Raw genomic sequence first — 18,150 nt, 5'->3', positions numbered from 1 at the left:
GCGCAACTTGCGGCCCGCTTTTTTGCTGTTTATAGGTGAATTACTCACCACGGACCCGGTGAAACTCCGGGTGGCTCTTCTGGCCGCCGATCCGCCAGACAACGCAAAGCACCGACATTCCATTTCAATCTACCGGACATGGCTCCGGCCGGTGCGTCATTCTTTGCGAAAAAATCAGATGAACAGATTTCAGACTTACAGACGTGAGTGGTTTTCCAATATTCGCGGCGATCTCCTTTCCGGCATCGTCGTGGCACTCGCCCTCATTCCAGAAGCCATCGGCTTTTCCGTCATCGCCGGGGTCGATCCGAAGGTGGGATTGTTCGCCTCCTTTGCGATTGCCTGCGTTTCTGCCTTCACCGGCGGTAGACCTGGGATGATCTCGGCGGCAACCGCCGCCACGGCCGTCCTGATGGTTACGCTCGTCAAGGAACACGGGCTGCAATATCTCTTCGCCGCCACCATCCTCATGGGCGTGCTGCAAATTCTGGCGGGCCTTGTAAAACTTGGCCGGGTGATGCGCTTCGTCTCGCGTTCGGTCATGACCGGCTTCGTCAACGCGCTGGCGATCCTGATCTTCATGGCGCAATTGCCGGAACTGATCGGCGTCCCGGTCGAAACCTATGTCATGATCGCGGCCGGTCTTGCAATCATCTATCTCTTCCCGCTGATCACCAAGATCGTTCCGTCGCCGCTGGTCGCCATCATCGTTCTCACCTGTGTCGCCGTTTTCTCGGGCATGGATATCCGCACGGTCGGCGATCTCGGTGAATTGCCCTCGACGCTGCCGATATTCGCCCTGCCGCAGGTGCCGCTGACCTTCGAGACGTTACAGATCATCTTTCCCTATTCCGTCGCGCTCGCCGCCGTCGGTCTGCTGGAATCGCTGCTGACAGCGCAGATCGTCGACGACATGACGGATACGGGCAGCAACAAGAGCCGGGAATGCATCGGGCAGGGGACGAGCAACATCGCCTCCGCCCTCATCGGCGGCATGGGCGGCTGCGCCATGATCGGCCAGTCCGTCATCAATGTCAGCTCCGGCGGTCGTGGCCGCTTGTCCACTTTCGTCGCGGGCGCGTTCCTGCTGTTCCTCATACTGGTGCTGGATGATCTCGTGCGCATCATTCCCATGGCTGCGCTGGTGGCGGTGATGATCATGGTCTCCATCGGCACATTCTCGTGGCGCTCCATCCTCGATCTGCGCCGCAACCCGCCATCCTCCAGCATCGTCATGCTGGTCACGGTCGGCACGGTGCTTGCGACCCATGATCTTGCAAAGGGCGTGCTGGCCGGCGTCCTTCTCTCTGGCGTGTTTTTCGCGGGCAAGGTGTCGAAACTCTTCCATGTCCGGTCGGAGCTTTCAGCCGATGGCCGGGAGCGGATCTATCGTGTCGACGGCCAGATTTTCTTCGCCTCGACGGAGAGCTTCATTGCCGCCTTCGATTTCGCCGAAGAGGTTGAGGCGGTGACAATCGATGTCACGCAGGCGCATTTGTGGGATATTTCCGCAGTCGGCGCTCTGGACAAGGTGGTGCTGAAATTCCGCAAGGCCGGCAGGCGGGTCGAGGTGGTCGGTGTCAACGAGGCGAGCGCCCACATGATCGACCGCTTCGCCCTGCACGATAAACAGGATGGCGCTGCCGCGCCGCTGCACTGAGCGCAAAAGAAAAGCCCCGGCATGACCGGGGCTTTTTTAGTTTTATTCGTTTGCCGTCACCGTGACACCGAGCATTTTCGGCAGAGTGTTCGGCGCGCCCATCGCAGCGCCCATGATCATCGGGAACGGAACCGGCTTTTCCGGCTCCGCCGTGATCGAGAAGTTCTTCGGATTGTCGACATAGGCGTTGACGGCCGCCGACACCATGTTCTGCAATTCCGGCACGTTGAGCGAGGCCATCATGATCGGGGCCATGCCCTTGATGGTCTGGGCAAGCTGATCGCCCGTCATGCCCTGCTGGCTTGCCGCATAGTCGATGGCGCGCTTGGTGATGCTGGCGTCTTCGAAGCTGATTTCAGCGTTGATGAAGGAGAGCTGCTGCATCAGGCCGAGCATGGCAAGGCTTGCTGCCTGGTCCGCCTGTTCCTTGTTCGGATTGGCGGCCTGCGCCTTCACCGTCTCCTGCATCGACTTGATGAAGGCGAGCGTGTAGCCGGAGAAACCGAACGACATGTTCAGGCGGCCGACATCATCGAGGTCGATGGCATATTCTTCAACATCGATAGTACCGGAGGCCACTTCCCAGCTACCGCTCATGGTCATGTCGCCGGAGAGCGCCTGCAGCTTCAGCTTTTCGATCGCGTCCTTGGTCGCAGGATCGGTCACTTCGCTGAGATCGGCCTTGAAACCGGAAGCGTCGAGTTCAAAGCCGATAGAGTTCTTGTCATCGCTGACCGACATCGTCGCGCTGGTTTCCTCAAGCGAGAAAGCCGGCTTGCCGTCGATGGAAACGGAAACCGGACCGCTATGTGCTTCGTCGTAGAACATCAGCGCATCGACGGTGCCAGTGGTGGAGTCTGCGGGAATGACGAGACCGGACATGTAGATGTCGCTTGCCTTGATCTCCACGTTTTCCTGCTTGTAGTCGATATTGTCGAAGCGGGCGTTCTTGATCTTGTAGCCGCCGTTGTTTTCCTCGACGCCTTCGAGCGTCACATTGCCGACCGGGATCTTCTTGGCCGGATCTGCGACCGCGTTGAAGGTCACGTCGTTCAGGGTCACCGTCGAGCCGTTGACGGCGACGGAACCGGCGGCGATCTCGCCGCCCTGCGCGGCATAGGCCGCATTGATCTTCTTCAGCACATCCCCGCCATCCAGCGCGAAAGCCGGCGCCGAAAGCGTAAGAAGCGCGGCGCTCGCGAAAAGAACCTGCCGGGTGGATTTCAGTCTCATGATGTTTCTTCCCTCAACGTACGGCTGTGCACCGTGTTCGAATTCGAATGCTGATACTTATATTCGCGATTATTCAAAGGTCTATAGGATTTAGATCGATTCCCATGACGGCGGCATTGCGGCATTTGCAACGCGGTTAACAAAAAACAGCATGAAAGGGTTGCGTTCATCCACAGGCGCGACCCCCGAATTTCTTGCCGGGAATCGGCATTTCCGCTAGTCAAGCACCATGGGAAAAAATCTTGTACCTCCGTCCGGCGGAGACGATAACATTCATCCGGTCGATTTGAAGGCGGCGCTTGAAGAGCGCTACCTCGCTTATGCCTTGTCCACGATCATGCATCGTGCGCTGCCGGATGTGCGCGACGGCCTGAAGCCGGTTCACCGCCGCATCATTCACGCCATGAGCGAAATGGGCATTCGCCCCAACTCGGCCTTCAAGAAATGCGCCCGTATCGTCGGTGACGTGATCGGTAAATTCCACCCGCATGGCGACCAGTCTGTCTATGACGCGCTGGTGCGTCTCGCACAGGATTTCTCCCAGCGTTATCCCATCGTCGACGGGCAGGGCAATTTCGGCAATATCGATGGCGACGGCGCCGCCGCCTATCGTTACACCGAAGCGCGCATGACCGAGGTTGCGGCGCTGCTGCTTGAAGGCATCGGCGAGGATGCGGTGGATTTCCGCGCCACCTATAATGAGGAAGACGAGGAACCCGTCGTCCTGCCGGGCGCTTTCCCCAATCTGCTCGCCAACGGCGCCTCCGGCATCGCAGTGGGCATGGCGACGTCGATCCCGCCACATAACGCCCATGAGATTTGCGACGCGGCGCTTTACCTCATCAAGCATCCCGATGCGACGGTTGAAAAGCTGGTGGAATTCATTCCCGGCCCCGACCTGCCGACGGGCGGCGTGATCGTTGAGAGCCGCGAGAATATTCTCGATGCCTATAAGACCGGCCGCGGCGGTTTCCGTGTGCGCGCCAAGTGGGAAACGGAAGATCTCGGCCGTGGCGGTTACCAGATCGTCATCACCGAAATTCCCTTCCAGGTGCAGAAATCGCGCCTGATAGAGAAGATCGCCGAGCTGCTGATTGCCCGCAAGCTGCCGCTTCTCGAGGATATTCGCGACGAATCGGCCGAAGACGTGCGCATCGTGCTGGTGCCGAAGAGCCGTACCGTCGATGCGACGCTGCTGATGGAATCGCTGTTTCGCCTGTCCGACCTCGAAAGCCGCCTGCCGCTCAACATGAACGTGCTGTCGCTCGGCAAGGTGCCGAAGGTGATGGCGCTGAACGAGGTGCTGAGCGAGTGGCTGGCGCACCGCAAGGATGTGCTGGTCCGCCGTTCCCGCCATCGTCTGGCCGCCATCGACCGCAGGCTGGAAATTCTGGGCGGCCTGCTCGTCGCCTATCTCAATCTCGATGAGGTCATCCGCATCATCCGCGAAGAGGATGAGCCGAAACAGGTGATGATGGCCAAGTGGTCGCTCACCGACAATCAGGCCGAAGCCATCCTCAACATGCGGCTGCGCAACCTGCGCAAGCTCGAAGAATTCGAAATCCGCAAGGAATTCGACGACCTCAGCAACGAGAAGGCTGAAATCGAGGGGCTGCTCGCTTCCGATGACAAACAATGGCAGACCGTCGCCTGGGAAATCGGCGAGGTCAAAAAGAAATACGCCAAGGCAACCGAAATCGGCCGCCGTCGTACGCAGTTCGCGGATGCGCCGGATGCCGATATCGAGGCCATCCAGCAGGCGATGATCGAGAAAGAACCGGTCACTATCGTCATCTCGCAGAAGGGCTGGATCCGGGCGCTGAAGGGGCACATGTCCGACACCTCGTCGCTCACCTTCAAGGAAGGAGACGGCCCGAAACTCGCTTTCCCGGCGCAGACGACCGACAAGCTGCTGCTGCTGACGACGGGCGGCAAGGCCTATACGCTTGGCGCCGACAAGCTGCCGGGCGGTCGCGGCCATGGCGAGCCGATCCGCATCATGGTCGATATGGAGAACGATCAGGACATCCTGACCGCCTTTGTGCACGATCCATCGCGCAAGCTGCTGCTCGTCTCCACGGCCGGCAACGGTTTCATCGTGGCCGAGAGCGAAATGGTCGCGAATACCCGCAAGGGCAAGCAGATCATGAATGTCTCGATGCCGGATGAAGCCAAGCTCGCCGTGCCGGTCACGGGCGACCATGTCGCCGTCGTCGGCGAAAACCGCAAGCTCCTGGCCTTCCCGCTGGCGCAGGTGCCGGAAATGTCGCGCGGCAAGGGCGTGCGCCTGCAACGCTACAAGGATGGCGGCGTCGTCGACGTCAAATGTTTCGCGCTTGCCGAGGGCTTGTCATGGTCCGACACGGCCGGGCGTCTCTTCAACAAGGTGGGCGAAGAACTGCGCGAATGGCTGGCCGACCGCGCAACGGCAGGCCGCACCGTGCCGAAGGGCTTTCCGCGCAGCGGGAAATTTGGCGGCTGATATTTGAACGTCCCGGGGCTGTCCCGGGACGTTTTCAATCTCATGTGTTTGGCAATCAAACCACCGAGTGCTTATGACTTCGCGAGCGCTTTTAAAGCAACGTGGTACTTGCGCATCACTTGCCGTGCATGTTCCAGCTGACGATCAAAGTCACCTGTTGCTTCTTCGTTCGGGCTCTCAGCAGTTCGCAATTCAAGTACGTTGCCGTCAGTTCTTGAACTGAGAACGTCGCCAATCTTCCAGCCAAGCTGTTCAAGCATATCCTTTGGGATTACAACGCCTGCCTCTTCACCGAACTCGCAAATGGTTGCTTTCATCTGAAATACTCCAAGTTTGATTGGAATTTAGCATGCGATTTTGACGGTTAGACCAGCCCGTTACTTTTCTTCCGGCGTGTAAACCTCCCACCCGCGCGGCGTCAGATGCTCCTGCGGATGGTAGCGGGTCTTGTAGCCCATCTTTTCCGAACCATCGACCCAGTAGCCGAGATAGACATGCGGCAAGCCAAGCGCGCGGGTGCGGGTGATGTGATCGATAATCATGAAGGTTCCGAGCGAGCGTTTTTCGAGCTCGGGATTGAAGAAGGAATAGACCATCGACAGGCCGTCGCTCATCACGTCGCTGAGCGCCACCGCCAGTAATTCTCCGCGCTTGCTGGAATCGATGCCGGAGCCGGGTTCGCGCACACGGTATTCGATGATGCGGGTGTTCACATGCGTGTCTTCCACCATGATGGCATAGTCCAGCGCCGACATGTCGGACATGCCGCCCGACTGGTGGCGGTGGTCGAGATAGCGACGAAACAGGGCGAATTGTTCGGTGGAAGGCTCGGCGGCGTGAACGGTGGCCACGACATCCCTGTTGGCGGCAAGAACACGCCGCATGGATTTTGTCGGCTTGAACTGTTCGGTCAGGATGCGCACGGAGACGCAGGCGCGGCAGTTTTCGCAGGCCGGGCGATAGGCGATGTTCTGCGAGCGCCTGAAACCGCCCTGGGTCAGAAGATCGTTCATTTCCGAAGCGCGCGGGCCGACCAGATGGGTGAAGACCTTCCGCTCCATCTGGTTCGGCAGATAGGGGCAGGTGGCCGGCGCCGTAAGATAGAATTGGGGAGAGGGCGTCGCCTGCGTGTTCATCGAACCGTGATCGCCTCCTGCGTCTGTTATGAAAGCGCGCCGCGATTTCACGGGGTTGGCGGCGGCGCTTCAAGCGACATGCATAATGTCACAGAATGGCAAAATGCCGGAAAACGTCAACTGCGAGATGCGGCATTTGCGGGGTTTGAAAGCCACGTTTGCGTGGCTTTCCGCAATATCAGCGCGTTCTGACGATGACGGTGCCGAGCAGGAAGTCGTGAACGAGGCGCGAACGCTCGGTAAACAGGCCTGCAAGCAGGATCAGCGGCGTCAAAACCGAGTTGATGATCCAGAAAAGCACGATGTGAACGGTCGACAGCAGGAAATCGATTCGCCGCCCGTCCATCCGCGCCATCGCGATCCCCATCGCCCGCATGCCGGGGGTCGCCTGCGAGGGGCCGCCAAGCGTCATGCCGAAATAAAGCACCGCAACGATGACGAACAGCGCCGGGAAGAGGAACCACCCGAGGCCGAAGGTAATCACGCCGAGAAAGAAGACGATCACAGCTGCCGGAATGCACAGCAGGAGAACGATCGCATAATCGATCAGGAACGCGAAGACTCGCCGGCTCAGGACGCCGCTATAGGCGCGCCAGTCATCCGGTGCGGCATAAGTGGGGTTCTGTTCGAGGCTCATCGGTCGTTTTCTCCTGAGAGGGTGTGACAGCGCGGCATGAGTGCCGTGTCAGCAGACAATATGGGAAGAAAACGACCGAATACAATAAGTGCGGGTCTTAGCCCTTTGCAAGTTTGCGTGCGGCCTCGATAGCGAAATAGGTGAGAACACCATCGCAACCGGCACGCTTGAAACAGAGAAGCGTTTCCATCATCACCCGCTCGCCATCGATCCAGCCGTTCATCGCGGCAGCCTTGATCTGGGTATATTCGCCGGACACCTGATAGGCGAAGGTCGGCAGGCCGAAATTTTCCTTCAGCCGCCAGCAGATGTCGAGATAGGGCAGGCCGGGCTTGACCATCAGCATATCCGCACCTTCCTCCACGTCGAGCGCCGCGTCGCGGATTGCCTCCATGCCGTTGGCAGGGCTGATGTAATAGCTGTTCTTGTCACCCTTCAGCAGTCCGGCCGTGGAGATGGCCTCGCGATAGGGACCGTAATAGCCGGAAGAGAATTTCGTCGCATAGGACATGATGCCGACATTCTGGTGCCCGGCGGCATCGAGACCGCGACGGATGGCGCCGATACGGCCATCCATCATTTCCGATGGCGAAATAATGTCCGATCCCGCTTCCGCCTGAAGGATCGCCGCCTTGACGACCTGTTCCACCGTCTCGTCATTGACGATCTCGTCGCCGCGCAGAATGCCGTCATGGCCGTGGCTGGTGAAGGGATCGAGCGCAACATCGGTAATCATGCCGATATTGGGAACGGCTTTCTTGACCGCGATAGTCGCCTGATTGATAAGATTGTTCGCCTCGAGAGCGTTGGAACCGGTCTCGTTGCGCAGCTCCATTTCGATGTTCGGAAAGGTCGCAATTGCCGGAATGCCGAGATCGGCGGCCTCTTTCGCGGCTTCGACCAGTTTGTCGACGCTCATGCGGTTGACGCCCGGCATCGCCGGAATGGGTTCGACAATATTGCTGCCCGGCACGATGAAGACCGGCCAGATGAGATCGTCGACGGTGAGGCGGCTTTCCTGCACCAGACGGCGCGTCCAATCCGCCTTGCGATTGCGCCGCATGCGACGATGGCCCGTGATCTCGTCGACCAGATGCGTTTTGTCCTGCATGTAAGAATGTCCTTCGATCAATTTTGGAAAGCTGCATAGCATGAAGCTTGGTCCATGCGAATGCGACAATCTCCCTCATCGGCGTCCTGCGATGACGATGATGCTTTGACAAGGCAGGCGGCGGGATTCAATATGGGCTGGTCGCCCGTTCGTCGAGACCGTATCTTCCGGCCATGGAACCTGATTCTCAACCTCTGCCGAAACGCCCGCTTACGGAAATCCTCTTTCTGGTCTTCATGAGGCTGGTCGCGGTGTCCTGTTTCTGGTTCGGCCTGCAATATTGGGCGATGCTGACGGGCTATTCGCTTGGGGGCCATGGGCGGTTCGATATGCTGAACCTGCCCTGGCGCGTGGCCGGCAGCGCGCTGGCCGTTATTTTCCCTGTCGCGGCACTCGGTCTCTGGCTCGGGGCCTCCTGGGGCGCGGTCATGTGGGTCATGGGCGCGGGTGCGCAGATCGCCATGTATAAGGTTTGGCCGCATATCTTCGGCGCCAACACGCTGGTGCCCGTCATGCACGGCCTAGTGGCAACCATTTATATACTATTCCTGGTCGCTTTCTGGCTGGATCAGCGCCAGAATGAAGAACGCGCAAGAATTGATTTACCATAAGAATAAAGCAATTCGGCCTGATTTTTGGCCGTATTTCATGGCTAAGTCATTGATTTATAATAGATGACCTTCAACCATTCCCGCTTCGCCACAAGTTGGGCCCTCCGGGGAAAATGCAGGTAACCATTTGTTAATCGTAGCTTTTAAGTAGAATTTTATGCGCATTGATTAGGTTCTCACTCAAGGCGGGAGACAAACAAACACACCGCCAAACAAAACAGTGAGGCAGTCATGATCAATAGCAAAGTTAAGCCCCAGGCCGTTGTTGCCGATGCACATGAAGATACCATCCGCTCGCTCTACATGGAGTCGCTGCATCTGGTGGAACGTCTCCACCGCCGCCTCCTCGATGTCATCAAGGATGAGTTTGACCGTCAGGGTCGTGATGACGTCAACGCCGTTCAGGCCCTGCTGCTGTTCAACATCGGCAATTCCGAACTGACGGCCGGCGAGCTTCGTTCCCGCGGTTACTACCTCGGATCGAACGTCTCCTACAACGTCAAGAAGCTGGTCGATCTCGGCCTCATCAACCACCAGCGCTCGCGTGTCGACCGCCGCTCGGTCCGCATCAGCCTGACGGAAAAGGGCCAGGAAATCGCCGAAACGGTTGCCCGCCTTTATGAACGCCACGTCGGCTCGATCGAAAAGGTCGGCGGCATCGGCACCGGCGAGTTCTCCGAAATGAACAAGCTGCTGCAGCGCCTCGATCGCTTCTGGAACGACTCGATCGCTTACCGTCTCTGATCAAATAAGTAATTGAACCACTACATATAATCCAGTTCTACACTGGAACGAAAGGGCGTAGCGGGTACTAAAGTGTACAACGTTGCGCCCGTTTCCGTTTCATCTCCGTATCACTGCTAAAAAGGAATGTCGTCGTCCATATCGCGTGAGAAGCCCCCTTTCGGACCCTCAATCTTCTTCTGAGGAGCCTCAAGCTTTTTCGGCACTTCAGGCGGCGGTAGCTGGGCTTGATCGGGTTCGGCGGATTTTGCTTTTCCCATCACATCACCAATGCGCTTAAACAGCTCATTTAGCGGATTGAGCGCCTTGCCGTACTCTTGAGCAAGCGCTGCACCCTCAAGCATGAAAAGCATGGCATTGTCGAAACGCGTCCGGCTGCGGTCAACGTCTGCGATGAAGAGATTGAGCTTTGCAAAGAGCGAATTGCGCTTACGCTCCTCAAGATCGGACTTTTGAATAACGCTAGCGATTTCATTGACCAGAGCATGAATTCGATCTTTCTCAGCGTCACTAAGGCAGACCGAATATACCTTGTGAGCTCGGGTCTGTCGGATTTGCACCGTCATAACGTAGCGCTGCACTTGATAGGAAAATTCGTCGTAGACTTCGTACACTCGACCTCGAGGCGGAAGCTCCCAACTGTCAAACTCAGTGATATTGAGAGCTGAGGCGGCTGAGAGAACCTTGCCCATGAATTCGAGGTTGAATTGGCTTCCGTCCTCGTTCTGGTCGAGGCGCAATAGGTTTTCTTTGAGTTCTTGTTGATAGCGGTGAACCAACTCGGAAAAGGCTATCCCATCATCCTCGTGTAGGTTTGCAAACTCTTCCAGAATAGATGCCATGGGTGCTCCTCTGTAACGCAACCTGAAAATAGGTTGAATCAGATACAGTTACAACGTGCGCGACTGCTAATTCCAAGGAAATTTGTTCTTTATTTGTTCGTTAAAACCATAGCGAGGAATGCAGGCTATCTCACGCAGCGATCAACGATACCGCCGCTCACCATTTTCTGCCGCGCACCTCATTCGCCATGAGCCAATCTGGCCCATAAGGTGAACCTTCGACCGGCTTTTTCAGAGGAACACAGCTTCGTGAGAAGAGGGCCGTGACACGAATCGGCCATATTGATATGGGACGCGCAAGTCTAAGGAGCCGGCTTTTTCTCCTGTTGTTGCGGCAAGTGCCGATTGTACTGCCAGACACCAGCACCCTGATCATGCTTATCAGGTAATCCCGGCCGGCAGACACGTTGTACGTGTTTGTTAATCATATTGATTTAGGCATTGTTGAGAATGCCGAAGAGAGTGGCTGGTAGGTAGAATGACAAAGAAATCCGTTTCCGATTCCGTATCGCGCCGCGCGCTTCTGCGTTCGGCCGTTTCCGTTGGCGCCGCCGCGCTTGCCGCGCCGGCCTTTGCGCAGAACGCGCTCAACGATCTCATGGGCTCTTCGCGCCGCGGCAACTGGGATGACCAGTTCGATGCCAATACGTCGCGTTCGGCCGTGGGCGTCGTTTCCAACAATCCGGTTCTCGGACGCGAAGCGCCGGTCTACATGCAGCAGGCGATCATGCAATATCAGCAGATCGTGCAGAATGGCGGCTGGCCGGAAGTGCCCGCGTCCCAGCAGCGTCTCCAGATCGGCGTCTCCGATCCTTCCGTACAGGCGCTGCGCCAGCGACTGATGGTGTCCGGCGACCTGCCGCGTGAAGCCGGCATTTCCAGCGCCTTCGATAGTTACGTCGATGGCGCGCTGAAGCGTTTCCAGGCCCGTCATGGCCTTCCGGCAGATGGCGTAAGCGGCGAATACACCACGAAGGCGCTTAATGTTTCCGCGCAGATCCGTCTGGCGCAGCTGCAGACCAACCTCGTTCGCATCCAGTCCATGTCCGGCGATCTCGGCCAGCGTCACCTGATGGTGAATATCCCGGCCGCCGCCATCGAAGCCGTTGAAAATGAACGCGTCGTGCTGCGCAACACGGCCGTCGTCGGCCGCGCCAGCCGCCCGACTCATGTGATCAATTCCAAGATTTACGAGGTCATCCTCAACCCTTACTGGACCGCGCCGCGCTCGATCGTCGAAAAGGACATCGTGCCGCTGATGCAGAAGGACCCGACCTATCTGGAGCGGAACAACATCCGCCTCATCGACGGCAAGGGACAGGAAGTTTCGCCAACCGCAGTCGACTGGTTCGCCCCGAAGGCTCCGAACCTGATGTTCCGTCAGGACCCCGGCAAGATCAACGCCATGTCGTCCACGAAGATCAACTTCCACAATCCGAACAACGAATATATGCACGACACGCCGCAGCAGGGCCTGTTCAACAAGCTGATGCGTTTCGAATCCTCCGGCTGCGTGCGCGTGCAGAACGTGCGCGACCTGACGAGCTGGCTGCTGCGCGACACGCCCGGCTGGTCGCGTCAGGAAATGGAGCGCGTCATCGCCACCCGCGTCAACACGCCGATCAAGCTGGCGCAGGAAATCCCGGTCTATTTCGTCTACATCACCGCCTGGTCGGCGAAGGACGGCGTGGTGCAGTTCCGCGACGACATCTATGAAAAGGACGGCAACGCCGAACTGGCGCTCAACACCACGAGCGGCATGGAACAGCCCGCCGGCCCGGTGGATGACGATCTGTTGCCGCGCAACTGATCCGGCTTTACCGCTATTTCATTCCATCATCATGAGCCGCACCTTCGGGTGCGGCTTTTTTCTTGGCGATTTTCTGAAAACATCTGTCGTTTTTTGTCGCAACGTCGCAGTTTGACGGGCAAATCTCGCTGCCCGTATTGCTCTTGTCGGGGCAGGGCGCTAAGACGCCATCGCATTACTGTTTCAGGAGCCTTCACCATGTCGAACACAGATGCTTTCTTCTCCCGTCCGCTTGCCGATGTCGATCCGGAAATTTTCGGCGCGATCGAGAAGGAACTGGGTCGCCAGCGCCACGAGATCGAACTGATCGCCTCGGAAAACATCGTTTCCCGCGCCGTGCTCGAAGCGCAGGGTTCGATCATGACCAACAAATATGCGGAAGGTTATCCGGGCAAGCGTTATTACGGCGGCTGCCAGTTCGTCGATATCGCTGAAGAACTCGCCATCGAACGCGCCAAGAAGCTGTTCGGCGTCAACTTCGCCAACGTGCAGCCGAATTCCGGTTCGCAGATGAACCAGGCCGTGTTCCTCGCGCTGCTTCAGCCGGGCGATACCTTCATGGGTCTCGATCTGAACTCGGGAGGCCACCTGACGCATGGTTCGCCGGTCAACATGTCCGGCAAGTGGTTCAACGTGGTCTCCTACGGCGTGCGTGAAGGCGACAACCTGCTCGACATGGACGAGGTGGAGCGCAAGGCCAAGGAACACAAGCCGAAGCTCATTCTCGCCGGCGGCACCGCCTATTCGCGTGTATGGGACTGGAAGCGCTTCCGCGAGATCGCCGATGAAGTCGGCGCCTACCTGATGGTCGACATGGCGCACATCGCCGGTCTCGTCGCCGGTGGCCAGCATCCGTCGCCGTTCCCGCACTGCCATGTCGCCACCACCACCACGCACAAATCGTTGCGCGGCCCGCGCGGCGGCATGATCCTCACCAATGACGAGGATCTGGCCAAGAAGTTCAACTCGGCCGTTTTCCCCGGTCTGCAGGGCGGCCCGCTGATGCACGTCATCGCCGCCAAGGCGGTCGCCTTCGGCGAAGCGCTGAAGCCCGAGTTCAAGGACTATGCCGCTCAGGTCGTCAAGAACGCCAAGGCGCTGGCTGAAACGCTGGTCGAAGGCGGTCTGGATGTCGTCTCCGGCGGCACCGACAACCACCTGATGCTGGTCGATCTTCGCAAGAAGAACGCCACCGGCAAGCGCGCGGAAGCAGCGCTCGGCCGCGCTTACATCACCTGCAACAAGAACGGCATTCCTTTCGATCCGGAAAAGCCCTTCGTCACCTCGGGTGTGCGTCTCGGCACGCCGGCCGGCACGACGCGCGGTTTCAAGGAAGCGGAATTCCGCGAAATCGGCAAGCTGATCGTCGAGGTTCTCGATGGTCTGAAGGTTGCCAATTCGGATGAGGGCAATGCCGCCGTCGAGGCTGCGGTGCGTGAAAAGGTCGTCGGCCTGACGGACCGTTTCCCGATGTACCCTTACATGTAAGTAGGAAAGGAAGAAGATGCGCTGCCCTTTTTGCGGTTCTGAAGACACGCAGGTCAAGGACTCGCGTCCGGCGGAGGACAATACCTCCATCCGCCGGCGGCGCATCTGCCCCGATTGCGGCGGCCGCTTCACGACCTATGAGCGCGTGCAGTTGCGCGAGCTGATGGTCATCAAGAAAAGCGGCCGCAAGCTGCCCTTCGACCGGGAAAAGCTGGTGCGATCCTTCGAGATTGCGCTGCGCAAGCGCCCGGTCGATCGCGACCGGATCGAGCGTGCCGTCTCCGGCATCGTTCGCCGCCTGGAAAGTTCGGGCGAGACGGAAATTCCCTCGGAAGAAATCGGCCTGCAGGTTCTCGAAGCGCTGAAGAGCCTCGATGACGTGGCCTTCGTGCGTTACGCCTCGGTCTATCGCGATTTCAGCCATGCCGAGGATTTCGAAAACGTGATTGCCGAAATCAACGCCAAGATCGCCCGCGATACGGACGCCGGAGTCTAGCCGTGACCACCCGCGCCGATGACGAAAGGTTCATGGCCCGCGCCATCGAGGTTTCGCTTCGCCATCAGGGCCAGACGCTTACCAACCCATCGGTTGGCTGCGTTCTCGTAAAAGACGGAAAAATCATCGCCGAAGCCGTGACCGCCATTGGCGGCCGCCCCCATGCCGAACGGCAGGCGCTGGAAATCGCCGGGGAAGCGGCGCGCGGCGCCACCGCCTATGTGACGCTCGAACCCTGCTCGCACTGGGGCAAAACCCCGCCCTGCGCCAATGCGCTGGTGGAATATGGCGTCGCCCGTGTCGTGGTCGCGGTGGACGATCCGGATGAGCGCGTCTCCGGCCGTGGTTATACGATTTTACGGGATGCCGGTATTGTCGTGGAAACCGGCCTGTTGCGGGATGAGGGTAAGAGGGCGCTGGCCGGTTACCTCACGCGTCAGGTGAAAAAACGCCCGCATGTGATTCTGAAACTTGCCGTTTCCGCCGATGGCATGATCGGCAGGAAAGGCGAGGGGCAGGTGGCGATTACCGGTCCCGAGGCTCGCCATGCCGTGCATCAACTTCGGGCGCGTTGTGATTGCATTCTCGTTGGTATCAGGACCGCCATTGCGGATGATCCTGAACTGACGGTTCGAATCGCAGGTCTCGAGGATCGCTCGCCGGTGCGGATCGTGCTGGATCGTCAGTTTGAGTTGCCGCTGACATCGAAGCTGGTGAAGACAGTGCGGGAGGTGCCGGTGATCATTGCGGCGTTACCCCCCTCTGCCCTGCCGGGCATCTCCCCCTCAAGGGGGGAGATCGATGGAGCGCCGCTTCGCCCCGCATCGGCGGCCGGAGAGGGCGAGCCGGAGGCGCTATTTGAACGAGCGGACAGCCACTTGCCGATCTCCCCCCTTGAGGGGGAGATGCCCGGCAGGGCAGAGGGGGGTAGCCGCGACCGCCGCCGCCAACTTCTCACCGACGCCGGCGTCCAGATCCTCGAAGCACCAACGCTCGAAAACCTCCTCCACATCCTTGCCGAAAGCGGCATGTCGGAACTTCTGGTCGAAGGCGGCGCCTTTGCCGCAAAATCATTCCTTGAAGCCGGGCTGGTGGACCGTATCATGCTGTTCGAAAGCCCGGTGGTGATCGGTGAGGGCGGCATTGAAACGCCGCTCAACCGTGCCGATATTCCGGGCGACTATGCTCTGGTCAGCGAAACCGCCTACGGGCCGGATCGCTGCTTCGATTATGAAAGGCCGATTTGATGTTTACCGGAATTGTCACCGACGTCGGAACCGTTTCCGAGCTGGAAGCTCTGGCCGAAGGCGTGCGTCTGCGGGTGGCGACAAATTACGACCCCAAAACCATCGATATGGGCGCGTCCATCTCCCATGGCGGCGTCTGCCTGACGGTGACGAGACTGCCGGAAGATGGCAGCAATGAGCGCTGGTACGAGGTCGAGGCATGGGAAGAGGCCCTGCGCCTGACGACGATTGCCGGCTGGCAAAAGGGTACCCACGTCAATCTGGAGCGGGCGCTCAAGATCGGCGATGAGCTTGGCGGCCACATCGTTTCCGGCCATGTCGATGGCAGGGCGGAAATCCTTTCGGTGGAGCCGGAAGGCGAGGCGGTGCGCATTCGCCTGCGCGCGCCGGAGCATCTGGCGAAATTCGTGGCGCCCAAGGGTTCCGTGGCGCTCGACGGCACGTCGCTCACCGTCAACGCCGTCGAAGGCACGGATTTCGACGTGCTGCTGATCCGCCACACGCTGACTGTCACCACCTGGGGCGAACGCCAGCCGGGCGATTTCGTGAATTTCGAAGTCGATACCATGGCGCGTTATGCCGCTAGGCTTGCGGAATTTCCCTCAGCGTAATGTGACGAGCTTCGGAGAGGAGGACGCACCGACGCCTCCTCCGTCATTCCGGCCTTGAGCCGGAATCCAGCCAGCCCAAGTCTTTGGGATGAAAGAACTTTTCCCGCCGCGCAGACGCGCGTTGTCTGGATTCCGGCTCAAGGCCGGAATGACGGAAAGGGAGTGGCCAACACCTGAAATCGCGGCATATTGCAATTGTTCTCATGCACCGCTTCCGATGAAGCTGGAAACGCTATAGGACTTTTTAGGCCGTTTGATATCGACCGCGAGCCAAACGGGGTAGGGGAAATACATCATGCCGTACTTCGAACTGCTGACAGCCTTTTTTATAACCACCGCCTTGTTCGCCTATATCCCCGGTCCGGCCATGCCTTATGCGGCGGCGCAGACCATGGCGCGCGGACGGTTTGCCGGGCTGATGGCGGTGCTTGGAATCCATGTCGGCTGCTATTTCCACATCTTTGCCTCTGCGGCAGGGCTTTCGGTGCTGTTTCAGGCCGTGCCGTGGCTTTATCTCGCCGTGAAGCTCTGCGGCGCGCTGTATCTTGTGTGGCTCGGCTTCTCGATGCTGCGCAGCAAGCTCGAAGGCGAGGCGGTCAATCTGACCATCGAGCCGAAATCGGCGCGCCGCGCCTTTATCGACAGCATCATCGTCGATGTTCTCAATCCGAAGACAGCACTGTTCTTTCTGGCCTTCCTGCCGCAATTCGTGGACCCTGCGGCAGCCTTTCCGGTCTGGCTGCAATTGCTGATCCTCGGCATCGCCGTCAATTTCATTTTTTCCTCGGCCGATCTTGTCGGCGTGCTTCTCGCAGGCGCCATGGTTGGGCGTTTGAAGCGTTCCGGGGCGGTACAGGTGCTCGCCCGGCGTGCGGCAGGGACGGTGTTGATGGGGCTTGGCGTCCATCTCGCCTTCCAGAAAACCTGATTGTCGCGAAGCCGCGCCGGGAGGCGTGAAACCCGGCCAAATGCCCCGCAAACGCGGCCTCTTGCGCCGCTGACACATGAAATTACTTGCCAAAAATGGCCAGCCGTGGTTTGACCGCCGCAAAAGCCGGTATGATCCGGCATTAAGCTTTTCAGGAAAATATCATGTCCAAACCCCATCTTCTTATCGTGGAAGCACGTTTTTACGACGATATGGCGGATGCCCTTCTCGAAGGCGCGAAATTCGCGCTCGATGAAGCCGGCGCCACCTATGACGTCATCACCGTTCCCGGTGCGCTGGAAATCCCCGCCGCCATCGCCATGGCGCTTGACGGTGCTGACAATGACGGCACGGAATATGACGGTTTCGTTGCGCTCGGCATGGTCATTCGCGGTGAGACCTATCACTTCGATATCGTCGCCAACGAATCCTCCCGCGCGCTGATGGATCTCGCCGTCAGCGAATCGCTGCCGATCGGCAACGGCATCCTCACCGTCGAGAATGACGAGCAGGCATGGGCGCGCGTGCGTCGTTCCGACAAGGACAAGGGCGGTTTTGCGGCGCGTGCGGCGCTGACCATGATCGAGCTGAAGAAGAAGCTGGGTGGCTGAGCGCATGTCGAATGTTGAAAATGGCGGCGAACCGCGCCAGCCTTCGGTAAAGCCCGCCAACCAGCGCGGCGCGGCCCGCCTTGCGGCCGTGCAGGCGCTTTACCAGATGGATGTCGGCGGAACCGGCGTCATGGAAGTCGTGGCCGAATACGAAGCGCACCGTCTCGGGCAGGAAGTCGACGGCGATACCTATCTGAAGGCCGACCCGTCCTGGTTCCGTTCCATCGTTTCCGGTGTCGTCCGAGATCAGACGAAGATCGACCCGCTGGTGCGCTCCGCCCTTCTGGAAGACTGGCCGCTGTCGCGCCTCGATGCCACCGTGCGCGCCATCCTGCGTGCCGGCACGTTCGAGATTCTCGAGCGCAAGGACGTGCCCGTCGCCGTCATCGTCACGGAATATGTTGAAATCGCCCGTGCTTTCTTCGAGCATGACGAGCCCAAGCTGGTGAATGCTGTTCTGGACCGCATTGCCAAGCAGGTGCGCGGCGAGGCAAAACGCTAAA

General features: G+C 59.0%; 18 protein-coding genes and 1 other annotated feature. Of the genes, 12 read left to right on the top strand and 6 right to left on the bottom strand.

Going from position 1 to position 18,150, the window contains the following annotated elements; translation table 11 throughout:
* Positions 1-48 precede the first annotated feature (48 nt).
* Positions 49-104, top strand: a sequence feature (sul1 is cis-regulatory element that is thought to sense ions involved in sulfur or methionine metabolism; They are found in Alphaproteobacteria).
* Positions 105-178: 74 nt separating this feature from the next.
* A complete protein-coding gene (locus tag PH605_RS09240) occupies positions 179-1,660 on the top strand; it encodes a SulP family inorganic anion transporter (protein ID WP_142844838.1) in 1,482 nt (493 codons plus the stop codon).
* 42 nt (positions 1,661-1,702) lie between these two features.
* Here the strand turns inward: PH605_RS09240 and PH605_RS09235 are convergent, their stop codons facing one another.
* The gene (locus tag PH605_RS09235; RefSeq protein ID WP_142844839.1) at positions 1,703-2,893 is read right to left on the bottom strand and encodes a hypothetical protein; all 1,191 of its coding nucleotides are present in this window, start codon (positions 2,891-2,893) and stop codon (positions 1,703-1,705) included.
* A 229-nt stretch (positions 2,894-3,122) separates the two neighbouring features.
* On the opposite strand from PH605_RS09235, the gene parC reads away from it, so the two are divergent.
* Positions 3,123-5,375: a DNA topoisomerase IV subunit A gene (gene parC / locus PH605_RS09230; RefSeq protein ID WP_065654046.1), complete on the top strand. Its 2,253-nt coding sequence runs from the start codon at positions 3,123-3,125 to the stop codon at positions 5,373-5,375.
* A 71-nt stretch (positions 5,376-5,446) separates the two neighbouring features.
* Here parC and PH605_RS09225 read toward each other — a convergent pair whose 3' ends face one another.
* The 4 genes from PH605_RS09225 to hemB all read right to left on the bottom strand — a co-directional run bounded on the left by PH605_RS09225 (position 5,447) and on the right by hemB (position 8,259).
* Positions 5,447-5,692, bottom strand: a complete 246-nt coding sequence (locus PH605_RS09225; RefSeq protein ID WP_065654045.1) for an AbrB/MazE/SpoVT family DNA-binding domain-containing protein — start codon at positions 5,690-5,692, stop codon at positions 5,447-5,449.
* 60 nt (positions 5,693-5,752) lie between these two features.
* The gene (locus PH605_RS09220; RefSeq protein WP_078054065.1) at positions 5,753-6,511 is read right to left on the bottom strand and encodes an arginyltransferase; all 759 of its coding nucleotides are present in this window, start codon (positions 6,509-6,511) and stop codon (positions 5,753-5,755) included.
* A gap of 178 nt (positions 6,512-6,689) precedes the next feature.
* Positions 6,690-7,148: an RDD family protein gene (locus PH605_RS09215; RefSeq protein WP_125145903.1), complete on the bottom strand. Its 459-nt coding sequence runs from the start codon at positions 7,146-7,148 to the stop codon at positions 6,690-6,692.
* A gap of 97 nt (positions 7,149-7,245) precedes the next feature.
* A complete protein-coding gene (hemB, locus tag PH605_RS09210) occupies positions 7,246-8,259 on the bottom strand; it encodes a porphobilinogen synthase (RefSeq protein WP_078054282.1) in 1,014 nt (337 codons plus the stop codon).
* 173 nt (positions 8,260-8,432) lie between these two features.
* Between hemB and PH605_RS09205 the strand changes: the two genes are divergently transcribed.
* Positions 8,433-8,870, top strand: coding sequence for a DUF6163 family protein (locus tag PH605_RS09205; RefSeq protein WP_003496683.1), 438 nt, complete (start codon positions 8,433-8,435; stop codon positions 8,868-8,870).
* A 234-nt stretch (positions 8,871-9,104) separates the two neighbouring features.
* Positions 9,105-9,614, top strand: a complete 510-nt coding sequence (ldtR, locus tag PH605_RS09200) for a transcriptional regulator LdtR (RefSeq protein ID WP_026363448.1) — start codon at positions 9,105-9,107, stop codon at positions 9,612-9,614.
* Positions 9,615-9,730: 116 nt separating this feature from the next.
* On the opposite strand, the gene PH605_RS09195 is transcribed toward ldtR, so the two are convergent.
* Positions 9,731-10,456: a hypothetical protein gene (locus tag PH605_RS09195; protein WP_142844840.1), complete on the bottom strand. Its 726-nt coding sequence runs from the start codon at positions 10,454-10,456 to the stop codon at positions 9,731-9,733.
* A 478-nt stretch (positions 10,457-10,934) separates the two neighbouring features.
* On the opposite strand from PH605_RS09195, the gene PH605_RS09190 reads away from it, so the two are divergent.
* The 8 genes from PH605_RS09190 (at position 10,935) to nusB (ending at position 18,149) form a co-directional block, all read left to right on the top strand.
* Entirely contained in the window at positions 10,935-12,266 is a 1,332-nt protein-coding gene (locus PH605_RS09190; protein WP_003520799.1) for a L,D-transpeptidase family protein, read from the top strand.
* A gap of 198 nt (positions 12,267-12,464) precedes the next feature.
* Complete coding sequence (gene glyA / locus PH605_RS09185; RefSeq protein WP_020809946.1) at positions 12,465-13,754, top strand: serine hydroxymethyltransferase; 1,290 nt, start codon at positions 12,465-12,467, stop codon at positions 13,752-13,754.
* A 16-nt stretch (positions 13,755-13,770) separates the two neighbouring features.
* A complete protein-coding gene (gene nrdR, locus PH605_RS09180) occupies positions 13,771-14,250 on the top strand; it encodes a transcriptional regulator NrdR (protein WP_003496675.1) in 480 nt (159 codons plus the stop codon).
* Positions 14,251-14,252: 2 nt separating this feature from the next.
* Entirely contained in the window at positions 14,253-15,497 is a 1,245-nt protein-coding gene (gene ribD / locus PH605_RS09175; RefSeq protein ID WP_142844841.1) for a bifunctional diaminohydroxyphosphoribosylaminopyrimidine deaminase/5-amino-6-(5-phosphoribosylamino)uracil reductase RibD, read from the top strand.
* A complete protein-coding gene (locus PH605_RS09170) occupies positions 15,497-16,108 on the top strand; it encodes a riboflavin synthase (RefSeq protein WP_059752541.1) in 612 nt (203 codons plus the stop codon). The genes ribD and PH605_RS09170 overlap by 1 nt, the downstream gene beginning before the upstream one ends.
* A 295-nt stretch (positions 16,109-16,403) precedes the next feature.
* Positions 16,404-17,036: a LysE family translocator gene (locus tag PH605_RS09165; RefSeq protein ID WP_142844842.1), complete on the top strand. Its 633-nt coding sequence runs from the start codon at positions 16,404-16,406 to the stop codon at positions 17,034-17,036.
* Positions 17,037-17,200: 164 nt separating this feature from the next.
* Positions 17,201-17,647: a 6,7-dimethyl-8-ribityllumazine synthase gene (ribH, locus tag PH605_RS09160; protein WP_004441178.1), complete on the top strand. Its 447-nt coding sequence runs from the start codon at positions 17,201-17,203 to the stop codon at positions 17,645-17,647.
* Positions 17,648-17,651: 4 nt separating this feature from the next.
* Positions 17,652-18,149, top strand: coding sequence for a transcription antitermination factor NusB (nusB, locus tag PH605_RS09155; RefSeq protein ID WP_004441180.1), 498 nt, complete (start codon positions 17,652-17,654; stop codon positions 18,147-18,149).
* The last annotated feature ends 1 nt before the right edge of the window (position 18,150 follow it).

The sequence above is a fragment of the Agrobacterium sp. CFBP 3001 genome (assembly GCF_027871605.1).
GTDB classification, from domain to species: Bacteria; Pseudomonadota; Alphaproteobacteria; order Rhizobiales; family Rhizobiaceae; genus Agrobacterium; species Agrobacterium leguminum.
Note: the sequence above shows the minus strand (reverse complement) of the source record. Positions and strands in the feature narration are given on the sequence as shown.

What these genes read in the sequence shown, in the direction of transcription:
- ribH (WP_004441178.1), top strand. Translation starts at nt 17,201, where the DNA reads ATGTCCAAACCCCATCTTCTTATCGTGGAAGCACGTTTTTACGACGAT.
- PH605_RS09240 (WP_142844838.1), top strand. Translation starts at nt 179, where the DNA reads ATGAACAGATTTCAGACTTACAGACGTGAGTGGTTTTCCAATATTCGC.
- hemB (WP_078054282.1), bottom strand. Translation starts at nt 8,259, where the DNA reads ATGCAGGACAAAACGCATCTGGTCGACGAGATCACGGGCCATCGTCGC.
- PH605_RS09205 (WP_003496683.1), top strand. Translation starts at nt 8,433, where the DNA reads ATGGAACCTGATTCTCAACCTCTGCCGAAACGCCCGCTTACGGAAATC.
- PH605_RS09225 (WP_065654045.1), bottom strand. Translation starts at nt 5,692, where the DNA reads ATGAAAGCAACCATTTGCGAGTTCGGTGAAGAGGCAGGCGTTGTAATC.
- glyA (WP_020809946.1), top strand. Translation starts at nt 12,465, where the DNA reads ATGTCGAACACAGATGCTTTCTTCTCCCGTCCGCTTGCCGATGTCGAT.
- PH605_RS09235 (WP_142844839.1), bottom strand. Translation starts at nt 2,893, where the DNA reads ATGAGACTGAAATCCACCCGGCAGGTTCTTTTCGCGAGCGCCGCGCTT.
- PH605_RS09190 (WP_003520799.1), top strand. Translation starts at nt 10,935, where the DNA reads ATGACAAAGAAATCCGTTTCCGATTCCGTATCGCGCCGCGCGCTTCTG.
- PH605_RS09220 (WP_078054065.1), bottom strand. Translation starts at nt 6,511, where the DNA reads ATGAACACGCAGGCGACGCCCTCTCCCCAATTCTATCTTACGGCGCCG.
- nusB (WP_004441180.1), top strand. Translation starts at nt 17,652, where the DNA reads ATGTCGAATGTTGAAAATGGCGGCGAACCGCGCCAGCCTTCGGTAAAG.
- nrdR (WP_003496675.1), top strand. Translation starts at nt 13,771, where the DNA reads ATGCGCTGCCCTTTTTGCGGTTCTGAAGACACGCAGGTCAAGGACTCG.
- PH605_RS09195 (WP_142844840.1), bottom strand. Translation starts at nt 10,456, where the DNA reads ATGGCATCTATTCTGGAAGAGTTTGCAAACCTACACGAGGATGATGGG.
- PH605_RS09165 (WP_142844842.1), top strand. Translation starts at nt 16,404, where the DNA reads ATGCCGTACTTCGAACTGCTGACAGCCTTTTTTATAACCACCGCCTTG.
- PH605_RS09215 (WP_125145903.1), bottom strand. Translation starts at nt 7,148, where the DNA reads ATGAGCCTCGAACAGAACCCCACTTATGCCGCACCGGATGACTGGCGC.
- parC (WP_065654046.1), top strand. Translation starts at nt 3,123, where the DNA reads ATGGGAAAAAATCTTGTACCTCCGTCCGGCGGAGACGATAACATTCAT.
- PH605_RS09170 (WP_059752541.1), top strand. Translation starts at nt 15,497, where the DNA reads ATGTTTACCGGAATTGTCACCGACGTCGGAACCGTTTCCGAGCTGGAA.